The following is a 15,263-nucleotide window of genomic DNA, read 5'->3' as shown; positions in this document are numbered from 1 at the left end:
GCGGCGGCAGCTGCGCGGCGGCCGGTCCGGCGAGGACGAGCCCGGCCGCGCCGGCGAGCAGGGCGGCGATCAGCGGCGCCCGGCGGGGTTGCGCGAAGCGGCGTGCGGTCGTCGCGGCGGACGACCCGGTGCAGATGTCGTGTCCCATTCAAAAACCCGTCAGAGTCCCGAATCGCGTCCGGGCGGCCGCAGGCGCCCCTGCGCCGCGGTCCGGGACCCGGACTGTCGAGAACGCCCCGGCGCCCCCGCGCCACTGTGCCCCGATTCGCGGCTCTCTAGCGCGCCATTTCGTCGAGGGCGTGGCGGGCGGCGTCGCGATGCTGCGGGCCGAGATGGGAGACGACCAGCTTGAGGACGCCGGCCAGCACGGCCGCGTCGTCGGTGAAGCCGAGCGCCGGCACGAGGTCGGGCAGCATGTCGGCCGGCATGACGAAATAGGCGAGCGCGCCGAGGAGGGCGACCCGGACGTGGTGGGGCGTGCCGCGGTCGAAGGCGCAGTAATAGGCGGCGAGCAGGTCCTCGGCGAACGGAACCCGCGCGAGGACGCGCTTCAGCTTCGGCCAGAAGCCGCGCCGCACCGTCTCCTCGTCGCGCGCCGCCTGGTCGGATCGCGCCTGCGCCGGGTCGACCGATCCGTCGTCGATCGTGCCGTCGGTGCCGAACCGTGCCTGCGTGGCCGTCATGATCCCGTCCTCGTGTCCGCCTCGTCGAGAACATGGGGGTCCGGCGAGTTGGTTCAACCCGCCGGGCGGGCCGGGCGGCGCATCGTCACGCCTTCAGCCCCGTCGCGGCCGCGATCGCCTCCATGGCGGTGGCGAGCGCGATGTCGCGCTCGGTGACGCCGCCGGCGTCGTGGGTCGACAGCGTCACAGAGACGGTCCGGTAGACGTTGAACCATTCGGGATGGTGATCGTGCTTCTCGGCGACCAGCGCGACCCGGGACATGAATCCGAAGGCGGCGTTGAAGTCGGCGAAGGTGAACACCTTGGAGATGGCGTCGCGGTCCTCGGCGTCCTGCCAGCCGGGCAGGGCGGCCAGCGCGGCGCGGCGTCTCTCGGCGGTCAGGCGCTCGCTCATCGGGGGTCTCCTCGTCGCAGGGGCGGCCCGCGTCTGGTGGGCGGACCGCGGCGATCATATCTGCCGAAAGGGGCGACTGGCGACGGGCTTCGCCGACAGGAACCGGAGGCGCAGATGCCGTGGTCCGTGAACATCGGGTCGATCGCCGGCACCGCGGTGCGCATCCACGTCACCTTTGTCTTGTTCCTGGTGTGGATTTTCGGGGCGAGCTGGGCGCAGGGCGGCGTCGATGCGGCGGTCTCCGGCCTCGTCTTCATGCTGCTGCTGTTCGCCTGCGTGCTGGCGCACGAGTTCGGCCACATCTTCGCGGCCCGCGCCTTCGGAGTGGCGACGCCCGACGTGACGCTGCTGCCGATCGGCGGCGTGGCGCGGCTGGAGCGCATCCCCGAGGCGCCCGGCGAAGAGTTCCTGGTGGCGGTCGCGGGTCCGGCCGTCAACGTGGTCATCGCCTTCCTGCTGATCGTGCTCGGCGGCGCCGACCCGTCGATCCGCAACCTCGCCGCCGTCGACTCGACCGCCGCGTCGATGATCGACAAGCTCGCGGCCGTGAACATCTTTCTCGTGCTGTTCAACATGATCCCGGCCTTCCCGATGGATGGCGGCCGGGTGCTGCGGGCGCTGCTCGCCGTCAAGCTCGGCCATGTGCGGGCGACCGAGATCGCCGCCTGGATCGGCCAGGCGACCGCCTTCGCGTTCGGCTTCATCGGGCTGTTCGTGAACCCGATGCTGATCTTCATCGCCATCTTCGTCTATCTGGCCGCCGCCTCCGAGGCGCAGCTCGTCGCCATCCGGGCGATTTCGCGCGACGTGCCGGTCGCCGCCGCCATGATCACCCGCTTCGCGACCCTGTCGCCCGACGAGCCGATCGAGGCGGCGATCGAGACGCTGCTGAGCACCAGCCAGCAGGAGTTCCCGGTGGTCGACGGCGAGCGGCGCCTCGTCGGCGTGCTGAGCCGCGCCGACATGATCCGGGCCCTGAAGGACGTCGGCCCGCAGGCGCCGGTCGCCGAGGTGATGACGACCGACATCCCGCTGATGAGCCACCGCGGCCGGCTGGAGGCGGCGTTCGCCATCCTGCAGGAGAAGCAGAAGCCCGCCGTCGGCATCGTCGACGCGGCGGGCCGGCTGATCGGCCTCGTCACCTCCGAGACGGTCGGCGAGATGCTGATGGTGCGGGAGGCGCTGCCCAAGAACACCCGCCTCGGCCCCTGGGGGCGCGCCGCGGGGGCGTGACCAGTTTCCGCGTAGAAGGCCTCGTGTCCCGGGCGCGGCGCGACGCGCCGCGAACCGGGACCCAGGGCGATCAGGCACGGTGATCACGGACCGCCGTCGTGGCGCCCGTCGTGCTCTGCGGCGCATCGGGCCTGCAGCCCGACGCGCCTTGTCCGGGGCACGAGACCCGATACCGAAGACCTCCTCTTTACCGTCCGGAACGGAACCGCTCCCCTCGCGGGTTCGTGCCTTTGCGCTGCCGCATGGCCGTGCCCACATGCGGCATGCCCGCCAGACGTCCCGCCGGAGACCCCTGAGGATGCCGCTTCTCGTCCACCGCCCTGTCGCGCTCGGGGCGGCCCGCGACCGCCCGGAGGACCGCGGAGCAGGCCGCGACCGGACGACACGCTCGCGGCGGACGCTGCGGCGGCTGAAGATCCTGTCGCGCCAGACGCCGCTCCTGCTGCTCGCCGGGCTGTTCGTCGTCACCGGCGTGGTCGCCGGCCTGTTCTACTTCAACGACCGCCCGACCACGCTGCGCATCGCCGTCGGCCCGCCCGGCAGCGAGGACGCCCGGCTGGTCCAGGCGATCGCCCAGCACTTCGGCCGCGACCGCAGCGCCACGGTGCGGCTGACCCCGATCGTCAAGGAGGGACCGGGCGCCGCGGCCCGCGCCCTGCAGAACCGCGAGGTCGACCTCGCCGTGGTCCGCCGCGACGTCGGCTTCCCGGCCGCCGCCCAGGCCGTCGCCGTGATGCACGACAACGTCGCGGTGCTGATGGTGCCGGCCGAGGGGTCGCTCGCAGTCGGCGGGCCGAAGCCGGAGGCGCCGGCCCGCACCGCGTCGCGCCGACGTGCCAAGGCCTCGGCGAAGCCGGCCGCACCGGCACCGGCGAAGATCGACAGCATCGAGGCGCTGGCCGGCCGTCGCATCGGCCTCGTCGGTCCCGGCATGGGCGACCGCGAGATTCTGGAATCGATCCTGCGCCAGTACCAGGTGCCGCTCGACAAGGTGACGGTGGTGCCGCTCGACGCCCGCGACGTCGCCGGCGCGCTGCGCGCCCATCCGGTCGACGCGCTCCTGGCACTCGGCCCGGTCGCGAGCCCGCACGTCGCCGGCGCGGTCGCGGCGGCGAGCAACGGCCGCACCGGTCCGACCTTCCTGGAGATCGGCGCCTCCGAGGTGATCGCCGCCCGCATGCCGGTCTACGAGGAGGCCGAGCTGAAGGCGGGGGTGTTCGGCGGCCAGACCCCGCAGCCGGCCGACGCGGTCGAGACCCTCGGCTTCAAGCACTATCTCGTCGCCCGCCGCAGCGTGCCCGAGGACACCATCGCCGACCTGACCCGGCAGATCTTCACGGCCCGTCAGACGCTGTCGTCGGAGTTTCCGATGGCGGCCCGCATCGAGAAGCCCGACACCGACCGCGACGCCGCCGTGCCGGCGCATCCCGGCGCCGCCGCCTATATCGACGACGACCAGAAGAGCTTCTTCGACCGCTACAGCGACTTCATCTACATCGGCGCGATGGCGCTGTCGGGCGTCGGCTCCGGCCTGGCCTGGCTGGCGAGCCATCTGCGCGCCGACACGCGCTCGCGCCGGCAGCGGCTGCTCGAACGCCTGCTCGGGCTGATCGGCCAGGCGCACGCCGCCGAAGACCTCGCGGCGCTCGCCGCGCTCGACCGGGAGATCGACGAGATCCTCGCCCGCGTGCTCTTGCCGGGCGGCCGCCAGGGGCCCGACCGCGGCTCGCTCGACCAAGCCTCGCTCGCCGCCTACACGCTCGCCTTCGACCAGGCCCGGACCGCGATCGCAGCGCGACGCGCCCAGCTCGCCGGCGGCACGCCGATCGGCGACGTGACTGCCGAGCCCGAGTCGGCGCCGTCCGCCGATCCGGAGCCCGCACCAAGCGCCACCATCCTTCGGATGACGAAGCCGGTTGAAGGAGCGTGAGCTCGCCAACGTGATCCGTCACCCTGAGGTGGCCGCGCGAACGCGCGGCCCTCGAAGGGCGACGGCCCGAACCTTTCGGCTTCCGGGGCAGCGATGCAGGATACGCCTCGGCCGTATCCTTCGAGGCTCGCCTGCGGCGAGCACCTCAGGATGACGGCGCTGATTTAGTGTAAGCTGGCATGGCGGGTCGCAGCCCGGTACGACAATCGCCCATGTCCGGCTTCGCCCTGCACACCCTGTTCGACGTCTTCGCCTGGATGGCCGCGGGGATGGCCGCGCTGTGGCTGACCCGGGTGGAGAAGATCACCTTTCCGCCCGTCACCACCGAGCTCGGCTATGTCGCGGCCCTGGTGCTCGGCGCCGGGACCGGCGCGGTGCTGTTCGGCACCCTGAACATGATCGTCTCCGGCGTGCCGGCGGTCGCCCGCTCGATCGAGGGCGGCATCGCCGGGGCGATCCTCGGCGTCGAGCTCTACAAGCAGGCGACCGGCGTCACGCTCCGCACCGGCGCCCGCTTCGCCCTGCCGCTCGCCGTCGGCGTCGCGGTCGGCCGCATCGGCTGCCATCTCGCCGGGATCGAGGACTTCACCCACGGCACGCCGACCGGACTGCCCTGGGCGCACGACTTCGGCGACGGCATCCCGCGCCACCCGGTGCAGCTCTACGAGAGCGCCGCGATGGCCGGCTTCGCCGTCGTCTACGTCGTTCAGGTGATGAACCGCGGCACGCGATGGATCGACCAAGGGTTCTATCTGGCGGTCGGGGTCTACGGGCTGCAGCGTTTCGTCTGGGAATTCCTCAAGCCCTATGGCACGATTCTCGGCCCGTTCACGGTGTTCCATCTGCTGTCGGCCGCACTCGTGATCTGGGCGACCTTTATGCTGGCGACCGCGCCGATCGATCACGGCGAGGCGATCCGGAGTGGCGAATGACCGCAGCGCTGCGGAGATCGAGACCCTACGTCTTCTGGGGCCAGACCACGTCGCTGTGCGAGACCTGCCTGGAGCTGGTGCCGGCCAAGATCCAGATCGTCGAGAACGAGGTCTGGTACGAGAAGCGCTGCAAGACCCACGGCGTCCAGTCGACCCTGATCTCCACCGACGCGGCCTATTGGCGGCGCTGCAAGGACTACATCAAGCCCGGCGACACGCCGCTCGTCTTCCAGAGCCGCACCGCGCACGGCTGTCCCTACGACTGTGGCCTGTGTCCTGATCACGAGCAGCACTCCTGCCTGGCCCTGATCGAGATCAACCAGCACTGCAATCTCACCTGCCCGGTGTGCTTCGCCGAATCCTCTCCGGCCCGCACCACGCATCTGCCGCTCGCCACCGTCGAGCGCATGCTCGATGCGCTGGTCGCGAGCGAGGGCGAGCCGGACCTGCTGCAGATCTCGGGCGGCGAGCCGACCCTGCATCCCGAGTTCTTCGCGATCCTCGATGCGGCACGGGAGCGGCCGATCCGCCACGTGATGATCAACACCAACGGGCTCGTGCTGGCGCAGGATCCTGATTTCTGCGCCCGACTGGCCGAGCGCAAACGCGGGCTCGAGGTCTATCTGCAGTTCGACTCGCTCGAGCGCGATGCCCTGATGAACCTGCGCGGCGCCGACCTCCGCCGCATCCGCCAGCAGGCGTTGGAAAATCTCGAGCGGTACGGCATCTCGACGACGCTGGTCGTGACGGTGAAGCGCGGCGTCAACGATCACGAGATCGGCGCGCTCATGCAGCACGCGCTGACCTGGAGCTGCGTGCGTGGCGTGACGTTCCAGCCCGTGCAGGACGCCGGCCGCAACGAGAACTTCGACGCCAAGCAGAACCGCATCGTGCTATCAGAGATCAGGCTGCGCGTGATCGAAGAGTCCGGCGTGTTCGGCGAGGACGACATGATCCCGTTGCCGTGCAATCCGGAGACGATCTCGATCGCCTATGGCCTGCGCAACGGCACCCGCGTGCTGCCCGTCACATCGATGCTGTCGCGCGAGGATCTGGTCGCCGTCGTCCCCAACACCATCAACTTCGAGAAGCAGCCGGCGCTGCAGCGGAAATTCGTCGAGCTGTTCTCGCTCTCCTCGGGCGCCATGAACACGCCGGAGCGGTTGGCCGAGTTCCTGTGCTGCCTGCCGCGCGCCACCGTGCCGGAGGGGCTGTCCTACGAGAACGTGTTCCGGGTGGCGATCGTGTCGTTCATGGACCGCTTCAACTTCTGCCTCGGCGGCGTGAAACGCTCCTGCATCCACTTCGTCACGCCGGAGGGACAGATCATTCCGTTCGACACCTACAACCTGTTCTACCGGAACGGGCTCGTCGACGCGATCCGGGCGCGCCGCAGCGCCACCGAAAGGGGCTCCGGATGGCCGCCGTCCTGATGATCCTGGTGGGGATCGTGCTCGTCCTGCCGCTGCCGCTCGTGAGCGCCGTGGCGCTCCTGGTCGATTACGGCCTGAAGACATCGAAGGGCGGTCCGGACCTCGGCTTCGCCATGCTCTGGCTGGGATGCCTGGCCGTGGCGACGTTCGGGGCCGCGATGATCCGGGCCGGCTGGCGGATGCGAGGGAGCGCGACGGCCGAATGACCGAAACCGGCCAGAAGTTCCTGTTGTTCGTCCTGATCGGCCTCCTGGCCCTGCCCTCAGGGCTGTGCTCGGCGCTGTTCACGGTGAGCGGTCTCGGCATGCTGTTCGACCGCGATCCCGTCGCCCAGGTGGCGTCCGGTATCATGCTGGTCGGCTCGGCGATCGGCTGGATCTTCTGCGCCCTGGTGCTGATCGGGGCGCGGCGGGTCCGCGGTCGCCCCGTGACGCCGGCGGCCGGCGATCCCGCCGGCCCGCCATCCGGTTCCGCGCCGCCGTGAGGAGACCGCCGTGGCGATCCTGATGATCCTGCTCGGCCTCGTGCTGCTGCTGCCCGGCCTGTGCGCCGGCGCCTTCGTGGTGGCGTTCGGCCTCACCGAGCCGAAATCGCTGGTCGATCCGGAGCTGGTGCTCCTGTGGGCGGTCAGCATCGCCATCGCGGCCGGCGGTATTTTCTTGATCCGCGGCGGCCGACGGCGCATGCGGGACCGGGCCGGCGCCCGGGACGCGGCGCCGGATCGCGGGGCCGACCGTCATCCGGGCGATACGCCGCCCTGATACGCGGCGCCGGACGGGCGCCGTCCGTTCACGTTTCGTGCGAGCTCCTTGCCTCCGGCGGGACCTTGTCTATAGTCCGCCGCAAATCTCGCGGGCCCCGGCGGCCCGCGTTCCGTTTTTCAAGGGACCCCTATGAAGCTCCGCAACGTCGCCATCATCGCCCACGTCGACCACGGGAAGACCACCCTGGTCGACCGGCTGCTGCAGCAGTCCGGCACGTTCCGCGAGAACCAGCGGGTCGCCGAACGCGCCATGGATTCCAACGACTTGGAGCGCGAGCGCGGCATCACGATCCTGGCCAAGGCGACCTCGATCGTCTGGAAGGACACCCGCATCAACATCGTCGACACGCCCGGCCACGCCGACTTCGGCGGCGAGGTGGAGCGCATCCTCAACATGGTGGACGGCGCCATCGTGCTGGTCGACGCCGCCGAGGGACCGCTGCCGCAGACCAAGTTCGTGGTCTCCAAGGCGCTCAAGATCGGCCTCAAGCCGATCGTCGCCATCAACAAGGTCGACCGTCCCGATGGCCGCCCCGACGTGGTGGCGAGCGAGGTGTTCGACCTGTTCGCCGCGCTCGACGCGACGGAGGAGCAGCTCGACTTCCCGGTCCTCTACGGCTCCGCCAAGGAGGGCTGGATGGCGCCCGCCCTGGAAGGCCCGAAGGAGTCGATGGCGCCGCTCCTCGACCTCGTCCTGAAGCACGTGCCGGAACCCAAGATCGAGCACGGGCCCTTCCGCATGCTCGGCACCATCCTGGAGTCCAATCCCTATCTCGGCCGCATCGTCACCGGGCGCATCACCTCCGGCAGCCTCGCGCCGAACCAGCCTGCCAAGGTGCTCGACCGCAACGGCAAGATCGTCGAGACCGGCCGCATCTCCAAGGTGCTCGCCTTCCGCGGCCTGGAGCGCCAGCCGATCGACGAGGCGGTGGCGGGCGACATCGTGTCGGTCGCCGGCCTGCCGGAGGCGACGGTCGCGCACACCATCTGCGCCCCCGAGGTGAGCGAGCCGCTGCCGGCTCAGCCGATCGACCCGCCGACCCTCTCGATGACGTTCCGGGTGAACGACTCGCCGCTCGCCGGCACCGAGGGCGACAAGGTGACGAGCCGCATGATCCGCGACCGCCTTCTCCGCGAGGCGGAAGGCAACGTCGCCCTCAAGGTCACCGAGTCGACCGAGAAGGACTCGATGGAGGTCGCCGGTCGCGGCGAGCTGCAGCTCGGCATCCTGATCGAGACGATGCGGCGCGAGGGCTACGAGCTCTCGGTGTCGCGGCCGAAGGTGCTGTTCCAGCGCGACGAGGCGACCGGCGAGATCCGCGAGCCGATCGAGGAGGTGGTCATCGACGTCGACGAGCAGTTCTCCGGCGTCGTCGTGCAGAAGATGTCGGAGCGCAAGTCCGAGCTGATCGAGATGCGCCCGTCCGGCGGCGGCCGCACGAGGCTCGTCTTCTACGCCCCGACCCGCGGCCTGATCGGCTACCAGGGCGAGCTTCTGACCGACACCCGTGGCACCGCGATCATGAACCGCCTGTTCCACGAGTACGCCCCCTACAAGGGCGAGGTGCAGGGGCGGCGCACCGGCGTGCTGATCTCCACCGACGCCGGCGAGGCGGTCGCCTACGCGCTGTGGAACCTGGAGGATCGCGGCCCGATGATGATCGAGCCCGGCTGGAAGGTCTACATGGGCATGATCGTCGGCGAGCATACCCGCGAGAACGACCTCGAGGTGAACGTGCTCAAGGGCAAGAAGCTCACCAACATCCGCACCACCTCGAAGGACGAGGCGGTGCGCCTCACCCCGCCGATCCGCATGACGCTGGAAAAGGCGCTCGCCTACATCCAGGACGACGAGCTGGTCGAGGTGACGCCGAAGTCGATCCGGCTGCGTAAGAAGCTGCTCGATCCGAACGAGCGCAAGAAGGAAGAGCGCCGCAAGGTCAGCGAGGGCGTGTGATCCCGCGTCGGGGTAATCAGTTCGGTTGGTCATTCCGGGGCGGCGCGCAGCGCCGAACCCGGAATCCAGCCGAGCACACGGAGTTTTCCGCTGGATTCCGGGTTCGCAGCTTCGCTGCGCCCCGGAACGACTTTCAAATCAATCGATCGAATCCGGTGTGAGCGCCCGGTGAGCACCGCTCCCTTCACGGTCTCGGAATTCCTGTCCTGGGCCGAGACCCGGCTCGAGCCGCCGCGCGCCGAGCTGATCGCCGGGCGGGTGGTGCCGGTGACGCCGCAGCCGCCCGAGCACGCCCGCACCCGCTTCAAGACGGCGCGCGTGCTCCAACATGCACTGGCCGCCGCCGGCCTCGCCGGCGAGACCTTCACGGGCGGCATGCTGGTGCCGATCGCGGCCGACACGGTCTACGAGCCCGACGTGGTGCTGCGCCTCGGCGCGCCGCTCATCGGCGGCGGCCTGATCGTCACCGATCCGGTGATCGTCGTCGACGTGGCGGCCCCGATGCCGGGCGCCAATGGCGGCGCGGCGGATGCCCGTGCGGCCCGCCTCGCCGGCTGGTTCGCGGTGGCGAGCGTCGCGCATTGCCTGCTGCTCGATCCGGTCGGCCGCAAGGTCACGCACCACGCCCGCGCCGCCTCCGACGATAGTGACGGCGCCGACCACGGCCGCCTCGTCGTGCGGACGCTCGATGCCGGCCCGCTGACGCTCGATCCGCCCGGCCTCGTGATCGAGGTCGCCGACCTGTTCGCGTGATCATTCCGGGCCGGCGCGGTCACCACCGCGCAAGCGTCTGGGCCCGCAGAAACGGGCGCTCTACCGCCCGCCGGTTGCGGATGCTATCGTGTCCATCATGACCATCGCGCTCCGCCACGCCATGACGGTGGACGAGTTCCTCGGTTGGGCTTCGACCCAACCGGAGGCCCCGCGTGCCGAGCTGATCAACGGGCAGGTCGTCATGATGGCGTCCGAGCGGGTGGTGCACAATCGCCTGAAAGCATCGGCCTTCATCGCTCTGCGCGACGCTTTGGCCAGATCGGGCATCACCGGCGAAGCATTCATCGACGGACTCACCGTCCTGATCGATGCCTTCACGGCCTACGAGCCGGATGCGACTGTCGTGCTCGGCGCGCCGCTCGACGGGAACGGCATGACCATTACCGACCCCGTCATCGTGGTCGAGGTGATCTCGCCGACGTCGGCGCACAGCGACACCAGCGCCAAGCTGATCGGCTACTTCAAGCTCCCGAGCGTGCTCCATTATCTGGTGATCGATCCCGATGCGCGCGCCGTCACCCATCACGCCCGGACAGCCGATGACCGCGTGGTGGCGCGGATACTCGATGCCGGCCCGCTGACGCTCGATCCGCCGGGCCTGGTGATCGAGATCGCCGAGCTGTTCGCCTGATGGCGTGATCACGTCGCTCTGTCGGCCCGACGACCTCGTCCGGTAGCATCGCCCGGCTGCGCCGGTTTGTCGCGGGGGGCGTGATTGTGCTGCAGTGCGATCGGTTCGTAGGCTCGCCCACGATCGCGTCCCGCCCACGGCGCGCCGTTCGACACATCGCCGTTTCCGCCGTCGTATTTCCGCCGTCGCCGAGACCGCCGTCGTCCGGCGTCGCCGGGGCGCTCCGCGAGGGTTCCGCGTGCTGCAGAAGACCGTGCCCGGCCCCTCGGTTCCGCTGCCTCTGCCGTGCCCGGCCTGCGGCGGGCCGACGCCGCAGCGCCTGCTCTGGCACAAGCACGGCTGCGCCATCCTGCGTTGCGAGAGGTGCGGCCTCGGTCGCACCGAGACGGCCGGCTTCGACCCGGAAGCCTACTATACGGACGGCTATTTCTCCGGTGCGCACGAGGACGGCTATGCCGACTATCGCGGCGCCGAGCCGGTGCTGCGCCGCGAGTTCGCCCGCACGGTCGACTTCGTCCGCCGTTTCCGCGACGGCGGCCGGCTGATCGAGGCCGGCTGCGCCTACGGCTTCTTCCTGGCCGAGGCGGCCCGACACTTCGACGTCGCCGGCGTCGAGATCGCCGCCGACGCCGCGGAATTCTGCCGCGACCGCGGCCTCGACGTGATCACGGGCGTGATCGCACCCGACACGCTCGACCGTCTCGGCACGCCGGACGTCGTCGTGATGCTCGATGTGATCGAGCATCTCCCCGCCCCGGAGGAGACGCTCGGCCTCGTCGCCGCGCGGCTCGCCCCGGGCGGTATCGTCGTGATCACGACCGGCGACTTCGGCTCGGCGGTGGCGCGTCTCACGGGCCGCCGCTGGCGGTTGATGACGCCGCCGCAGCATCTGTGGTTCTTCACCGTGGAGAGCCTGCGCCGGCTCGCCGCCGCGCACGGGCTCGTGGTCGAGTCCGTCGACCACCCGTGGAAGACGGTCCCGGCGTCGCTCGTGCTGTATCAGCTCGGCCGACTGACCGGCCTCGGTCCGCGCACCATGTCGGGCACCGTACCGGTGGCGAGCAGGCTCGGCCTCCCCGTCAACCTTTTCGACGCGATGCGCGTTGTCTTGCGCAAGCCCGACACGGCCCGCGGGTCGGCGCCGCCATGAAGGACGGGCTGAGCGCGTTTCAGATTCTGCTGCTCGCCGGCTACGCCCTCGGCATGGTCGGCGGGCAGATGCTGTTCAAGCTGGCCGCGCTGCGGCTTCCCGCCGAGGCGGGCGTCGCGACGCGGCTCGCCAGCCTCGTGCAGAACGGCTGGTTCGTCGCCGCCGTGCTGCTCTACGGCGTGCTGTCGGTGTTCTGGGTGTGGGTTCTCACCTTCACGCCGCTCAGCCGCGCCTATCCGTTCGTCGCCCTGGCGTTCGCGGTGACACCCCTCGTCGCCGCGCTCGCCTTCTCGGAGCCACTGTCGCTGCGGCTCGTCCTCGGCATCCTGGTGATCGCCGGCGGGCTCGTGCTGGTCGCGGGGTGAACGCCATGCCGACATGCGCCTCTCGGATCGTCGTCGTGATCGCCGCCTACAACGAGGCGGCCGTGATCGGCCGCGTCGTCGCCGGGGTGGTCAATGCGGGATACCGGGCCGTCGTGGTGGACGACGGCTCGCCCGACGACACCGGCGCCCGCGCCCGCGCGGCCGGCGCCGTGGTCGTCACTCATCCGATCAATCTCGGCCAGGGCGCGGCGCTGCAGACCGGCTTCGACTTCGCGCTGGCGCAGGGCGCCGACGTGGTCGTCACCTTCGACGCCGACGGCCAGCATCGCACCGCCGACATCGCCCGGCTGGTCGAGGCGCTCGATCGCCACGGCGCCGACTACGCACTCGGCAGCCGCTTCCGCGGCGGCACCGTCGACCTGCCGGCGTCGCGCCGGCTGCTGCTCGGCGCCGCCACGGCGTTCACCCGGATCACCACCGGCCTCGCCGTCACCGACACGCACAACGGCCTGCGCGCCGTGACGCGGCGCGGCCTCGCGCGGCTGCGGCTGCGCCAGAACCGGATGGCGCACGCCTCCGAGATCCTGCACCAGATCGCGCTGAGCGGCCTGCCCTGGGTCGAGGTGCCGGTGACGATCGAGTACAGCGCCTACTCGCTCGCCAAGGGCCAGCGGATGAGCGACGCCGTGTTCATCCTGGTCGATCTGTTCGCCCGCCGGATGCATCGATGATCGCGCAGGTCTTTCTCTCGCTGCTGCTCGGCGCGGTGCTGATCTATGCCTGGAGCGCCCATCGCAAGGCGCCGGTGGTCGGCTTCCTCGCCATGGCGGCGGCCTCGGCCGGCCTCTATCTGATCTGGATGCCGCACCACGCGACGTGGCTGGCCCACGCCGCCGGGCTCGGCCGCGGTAGCGATCTCGTCGTCTACACCTGGGTCGTGATCAGCTTGCTGATGCTGCTCAACCTGCATCTCAAGCTGCGCGCCCAGATGGACGAGATCACCCGGCTGGCGCGCGCCATCGCGATCACCGAGGCGATCCGGGACGGGACGGTCCCGGAGGGGCCGACCCGCGAGGTCGTGGCGGACGCGCCGGCGCTGCCCGACGCCGCGCCAGCGCATCGCTGACCAGCCACGCCGCCGCCACGGACATCGGACCGATCAGCCCGAGATTGTAGCGCGGATAGTGATTGGCGAGCACGCCGTGCACGCCGACCAGCAGCAGCGCCGGCACCGCATACGCGATCACCAGCGGCCGGCCGCGCCGCGCCGCCCGCACGAGCCCGATCGCGGCGAGCGGCAGCACGACCAGCGCGAACAGGCCGGCGACCCACAGCCCGCACCAGGCGAGCGGCACCGACACGGCGAGATGACGCCACCAGCCGCCGTCCGCCATCGCGTCGCGCGTGATCGCACCGATCACCGGATCGAGCCGGCCGTGCTCGGCGATCAAGGCGTTGCGCCGGGCACGCCCGGTCTCGAAGAAGCTCCCCGGCGCATCCCACTGGAAGCGTGCTGTCGCGTCCGGCCCCGCCAGCGCGGCGACGAGCGGCGGCCCGACGTCCGGCACGCAGGCCGGAAACGCCCAGAAATACTCGCGCGGCGTCATCGTGTTGAAGGCGAAGCGCTCGATCAGGGCGACGCTGCCGTACTCCTCGGTGAAGCCGAGCTTGCCGACCGAGACGGCGTTGCGGACGAGCCAGGGCGCGAGCATCACGGCCAGCGCCGCCGCGACGGCGAACGCCGGCCGCAGCAGCGCCCGGCGCTCCGGGCCGGCGAACCAGCGCCCGACGACCGCGATCATCACCAGCGTCACGGGCGCCAGGATCAGGAAGGTCGGCCGCGTCAGGCAGGCGAGGCCGAGCGCGAGGCCGAGCGCGACGAAGTCGGCGAGCCGCCAGCGCGCCAGCGCCGCGACCAAGGCGAGCCCGTACAGGCTGAAGGTCGCGATGCTCAGGCTCTCGGTCATCAGGAAGGAGAGCAGATCGGCCTCGGCGGCGAAGCCGACAGTCGCGAGCGCGGCGGCGCCGTAGAACACGCGCGCGTCGCCGGTGGCGATCTCGCCGGTGCGGCCGATCGCCAGAGCGGCCCCTGCGAGCAGCAGCGCGTGCAGGAGCAGCATCGAGGTCGTGTCGATCGGGCAGCCGCCGAGGTCCTGCCGGCGCTCGTCGGCCGCGACCGCACAGTCGATCGACCGGGCGAGGCCGGGGTCGAGCCGCATCACGCCGGCGATGACGAGCGGATAGAGCGGCGCGAAGAACATGCCGGGCGGCGGCGGCGCGCGGCTGCCGGCGACCTGGTCGAAGATGCCGTTGGCGAAGACCCCGTGATGGACGAGGTCGTGCGCCATGGTGACGTAGAAGATCTGATCGAAGTCGACCAGCCGCTTGGCCGGCCGGCTGGTGATCGCCGCCGCGAGGGCGGCGAGGACCAGCACGGCGAAGCCGATCCGCAAGGCCGCGGAGCGTCCCGGCATCCGGGGCGGATCAGCGGAAGAACAGCTTCTTCTCCGGCTTGGCCGGCTCGGGCGGCTTGTCGTCCTTGCCGGTCGCATCCTTCGGCGCCGAATCCTTTGCGGTCGCATCCTTCGCGGCGGCGGCCTTGGCCGGAGCCTCCTTGGCGGCCGCGCCGGCGGCCGGGCGATCGGCCGCCGCGGTCTTGTAGTCGGGCGGCGGGATGTCGGGCGCCTGCGGCAGCACGATCACGTTCTCGGCCGGCTTGGACTCCGGGTTGGAATCCGACTTGGCATCGGCTTTCGCGTCGCCCTTGGTGTCGGTCTTGGGCTCCGGCACCCGCGTGGTAGCCGGCGGCGGACGCCGTGCCTCGCGGGCCGCGCGCGCCACCGGCGTCTCCACCACGGGCGGCACGTTGTCGATCACCGGGCCGTCGCTCTTGGAGACATCGCCTTTGGCAATGTCGGCCTTTGCGGTCGCGGGCTTGCCGAGGTCGGGCGCCGGCAGCGGGATCGGCTTCTCCTCGGTCTTCTTGGGCGGCACCTCGGAGACCGGCTTGGCCGCCGCGGCGCGATCGGCCGGCGTGACCGGGGCGGGCTCGGCCGG

At 70.9% G+C, this 15,263-nt stretch carries 17 protein-coding genes and 1 pseudogene; 14 read left to right on the top strand and 4 right to left on the bottom strand.

Translation table 11 applies throughout. The features are described from left to right. Window positions 1-275: 275 nt before the first annotated feature. Together CCR97_RS23890 and CCR97_RS23885 are read right to left on the bottom strand one after the other, a co-directional pair. Window positions 276-683, bottom strand: coding sequence for a YkvA family protein (locus CCR97_RS23890; protein ID WP_111357071.1), 408 nt, complete (start codon window positions 681-683; stop codon window positions 276-278). 85 nt (window positions 684-768) lie between these two features. Beyond that, complete coding sequence (locus tag CCR97_RS23885) at window positions 769-1,077, bottom strand: 4a-hydroxytetrahydrobiopterin dehydratase (protein WP_111357072.1); 309 nt, start codon at window positions 1,075-1,077, stop codon at window positions 769-771. Between the two features lie 114 nt (window positions 1,078-1,191). Between CCR97_RS23885 and CCR97_RS23880 the strand changes: the two genes are divergently transcribed. The 14 genes from CCR97_RS23880 (at window position 1,192) to CCR97_RS23815 (ending at window position 13,332) form a co-directional block, all read left to right on the top strand. Continuing rightward, window positions 1,192-2,310, top strand: coding sequence for a site-2 protease family protein (locus CCR97_RS23880; protein ID WP_111357073.1), 1,119 nt, complete (start codon window positions 1,192-1,194; stop codon window positions 2,308-2,310). A 298-nt stretch (window positions 2,311-2,608) separates the two neighbouring features. Continuing rightward, complete coding sequence (locus CCR97_RS23875) at window positions 2,609-4,240, top strand: TAXI family TRAP transporter solute-binding subunit (protein WP_111357074.1); 1,632 nt, start codon at window positions 2,609-2,611, stop codon at window positions 4,238-4,240. 212 nt (window positions 4,241-4,452) lie between these two features. After that, window positions 4,453-5,172, top strand: coding sequence for a prolipoprotein diacylglyceryl transferase family protein (locus CCR97_RS23870; protein WP_111357075.1), 720 nt, complete (start codon window positions 4,453-4,455; stop codon window positions 5,170-5,172). After that, a complete protein-coding gene (locus CCR97_RS23865; protein WP_111357077.1) occupies window positions 5,169-6,605 on the top strand; it encodes a radical SAM protein in 1,437 nt (478 codons plus the stop codon). Before CCR97_RS23870 ends, CCR97_RS23865 begins: the two co-directional genes overlap by 4 nt. Further along, complete coding sequence (locus CCR97_RS23860) at window positions 6,590-6,811, top strand: hypothetical protein (RefSeq protein ID WP_111357079.1); 222 nt, start codon at window positions 6,590-6,592, stop codon at window positions 6,809-6,811. Before CCR97_RS23865 ends, CCR97_RS23860 begins: the two co-directional genes overlap by 16 nt. Further along, window positions 6,808-7,089: a hypothetical protein gene (locus CCR97_RS23855; protein ID WP_111357081.1), complete on the top strand. Its 282-nt coding sequence runs from the start codon at window positions 6,808-6,810 to the stop codon at window positions 7,087-7,089. The genes CCR97_RS23860 and CCR97_RS23855 overlap by 4 nt, the downstream gene beginning before the upstream one ends. A gap of 10 nt (window positions 7,090-7,099) precedes the next feature. Further along, on the top strand, window positions 7,100-7,366 hold the full coding sequence (locus CCR97_RS23850; protein ID WP_111357083.1) for a hypothetical protein: 267 nt from the start codon (window positions 7,100-7,102) through the stop codon (window positions 7,364-7,366). 132 nt (window positions 7,367-7,498) lie between these two features. After that, entirely contained in the window at window positions 7,499-9,325 is a 1,827-nt protein-coding gene (gene typA / locus CCR97_RS23845) for a translational GTPase TypA (RefSeq protein WP_111357085.1), read from the top strand. 168 nt (window positions 9,326-9,493) lie between these two features. Then, on the top strand, window positions 9,494-10,078 hold the full coding sequence (locus CCR97_RS23840; RefSeq protein ID WP_170145807.1) for a Uma2 family endonuclease: 585 nt from the start codon (window positions 9,494-9,496) through the stop codon (window positions 10,076-10,078). A gap of 97 nt (window positions 10,079-10,175) precedes the next feature. Then, on the top strand, window positions 10,176-10,730 hold the full coding sequence (locus CCR97_RS23835) for a Uma2 family endonuclease (protein ID WP_244670638.1): 555 nt from the start codon (window positions 10,176-10,178) through the stop codon (window positions 10,728-10,730). Window positions 10,731-10,968: 238 nt separating this feature from the next. Continuing rightward, window positions 10,969-11,880, top strand: a complete 912-nt coding sequence (locus CCR97_RS23830) for a class I SAM-dependent methyltransferase (protein ID WP_170145808.1) — start codon at window positions 10,969-10,971, stop codon at window positions 11,878-11,880. Continuing rightward, a complete protein-coding gene (locus tag CCR97_RS23825) occupies window positions 11,877-12,245 on the top strand; it encodes a DMT family transporter (RefSeq protein WP_111357089.1) in 369 nt (122 codons plus the stop codon). The genes CCR97_RS23830 and CCR97_RS23825 overlap by 4 nt, the downstream gene beginning before the upstream one ends. 5 nt (window positions 12,246-12,250) lie before the next feature. Beyond that, the gene (locus tag CCR97_RS23820; RefSeq protein WP_111357097.1) at window positions 12,251-12,937 is read left to right on the top strand and encodes a glycosyltransferase family 2 protein; all 687 of its coding nucleotides are present in this window, start codon (window positions 12,251-12,253) and stop codon (window positions 12,935-12,937) included. Continuing rightward, window positions 12,934-13,332 (top strand): DUF2304 domain-containing protein, encoded by a 399-nt coding sequence (locus CCR97_RS23815; protein ID WP_111357091.1) that lies wholly within the window; start codon window positions 12,934-12,936, stop codon window positions 13,330-13,332. Before CCR97_RS23820 ends, CCR97_RS23815 begins: the two co-directional genes overlap by 4 nt. Here the strand turns inward: CCR97_RS23815 and CCR97_RS23810 are convergent. Both CCR97_RS23810 and CCR97_RS23805 read right to left on the bottom strand, forming a co-directional pair. Continuing rightward, complete coding sequence (locus CCR97_RS23810) at window positions 13,232-14,680, bottom strand: hypothetical protein (protein WP_111357093.1); 1,449 nt, start codon at window positions 14,678-14,680, stop codon at window positions 13,232-13,234. The two genes, CCR97_RS23815 and CCR97_RS23810, sit on opposite strands and share 101 nt — an antisense overlap. A 10-nt stretch (window positions 14,681-14,690) precedes the next feature. Beyond that, a pseudogene (locus CCR97_RS23805) lies at window positions 14,691-15,263 on the bottom strand (hypothetical protein); the annotation flags it as partial.

The sequence above is a fragment of the Rhodoplanes elegans genome, assembly GCF_016653355.1.
Classification (GTDB): Bacteria; Pseudomonadota; Alphaproteobacteria; order Rhizobiales; family Xanthobacteraceae; genus Rhodoplanes; species Rhodoplanes elegans.
The sequence above is the reverse complement of the archived record's forward strand: the minus strand, read 5'-3'. Positions and strand labels throughout refer to the sequence as shown.

Bases quoted from the DNA above. Each gene is read 5' to 3' on its own strand.
- CCR97_RS23875 (WP_111357074.1), top strand. From the start codon at position 2,609: ATGCCGCTTCTCGTCCACCGCCCTGTCGCGCTCGGGGCGGCCCGCGAC.
- CCR97_RS23855 (WP_111357081.1), top strand. From the start codon at position 6,808: ATGACCGAAACCGGCCAGAAGTTCCTGTTGTTCGTCCTGATCGGCCTC.
- CCR97_RS23835 (WP_244670638.1), top strand. From the start codon at position 10,176: ATGACCATCGCGCTCCGCCACGCCATGACGGTGGACGAGTTCCTCGGT.
- CCR97_RS23890 (WP_111357071.1), bottom strand. From the start codon at position 683: ATGACGGCCACGCAGGCACGGTTCGGCACCGACGGCACGATCGACGAC.
- CCR97_RS23825 (WP_111357089.1), top strand. From the start codon at position 11,877: ATGAAGGACGGGCTGAGCGCGTTTCAGATTCTGCTGCTCGCCGGCTAC.
- CCR97_RS23865 (WP_111357077.1), top strand. From the start codon at position 5,169: ATGACCGCAGCGCTGCGGAGATCGAGACCCTACGTCTTCTGGGGCCAG.
- typA (WP_111357085.1), top strand. From the start codon at position 7,499: ATGAAGCTCCGCAACGTCGCCATCATCGCCCACGTCGACCACGGGAAG.
- CCR97_RS23885 (WP_111357072.1), bottom strand. From the start codon at position 1,077: ATGAGCGAGCGCCTGACCGCCGAGAGACGCCGCGCCGCGCTGGCCGCC.
- CCR97_RS23820 (WP_111357097.1), top strand. From the start codon at position 12,251: ATGCCGACATGCGCCTCTCGGATCGTCGTCGTGATCGCCGCCTACAAC.
- CCR97_RS23860 (WP_111357079.1), top strand. From the start codon at position 6,590: ATGGCCGCCGTCCTGATGATCCTGGTGGGGATCGTGCTCGTCCTGCCG.
- CCR97_RS23810 (WP_111357093.1), bottom strand. From the start codon at position 14,680: ATGCCGGGACGCTCCGCGGCCTTGCGGATCGGCTTCGCCGTGCTGGTC.
- CCR97_RS23880 (WP_111357073.1), top strand. From the start codon at position 1,192: ATGCCGTGGTCCGTGAACATCGGGTCGATCGCCGGCACCGCGGTGCGC.
- CCR97_RS23815 (WP_111357091.1), top strand. From the start codon at position 12,934: ATGATCGCGCAGGTCTTTCTCTCGCTGCTGCTCGGCGCGGTGCTGATC.
- CCR97_RS23870 (WP_111357075.1), top strand. From the start codon at position 4,453: ATGTCCGGCTTCGCCCTGCACACCCTGTTCGACGTCTTCGCCTGGATG.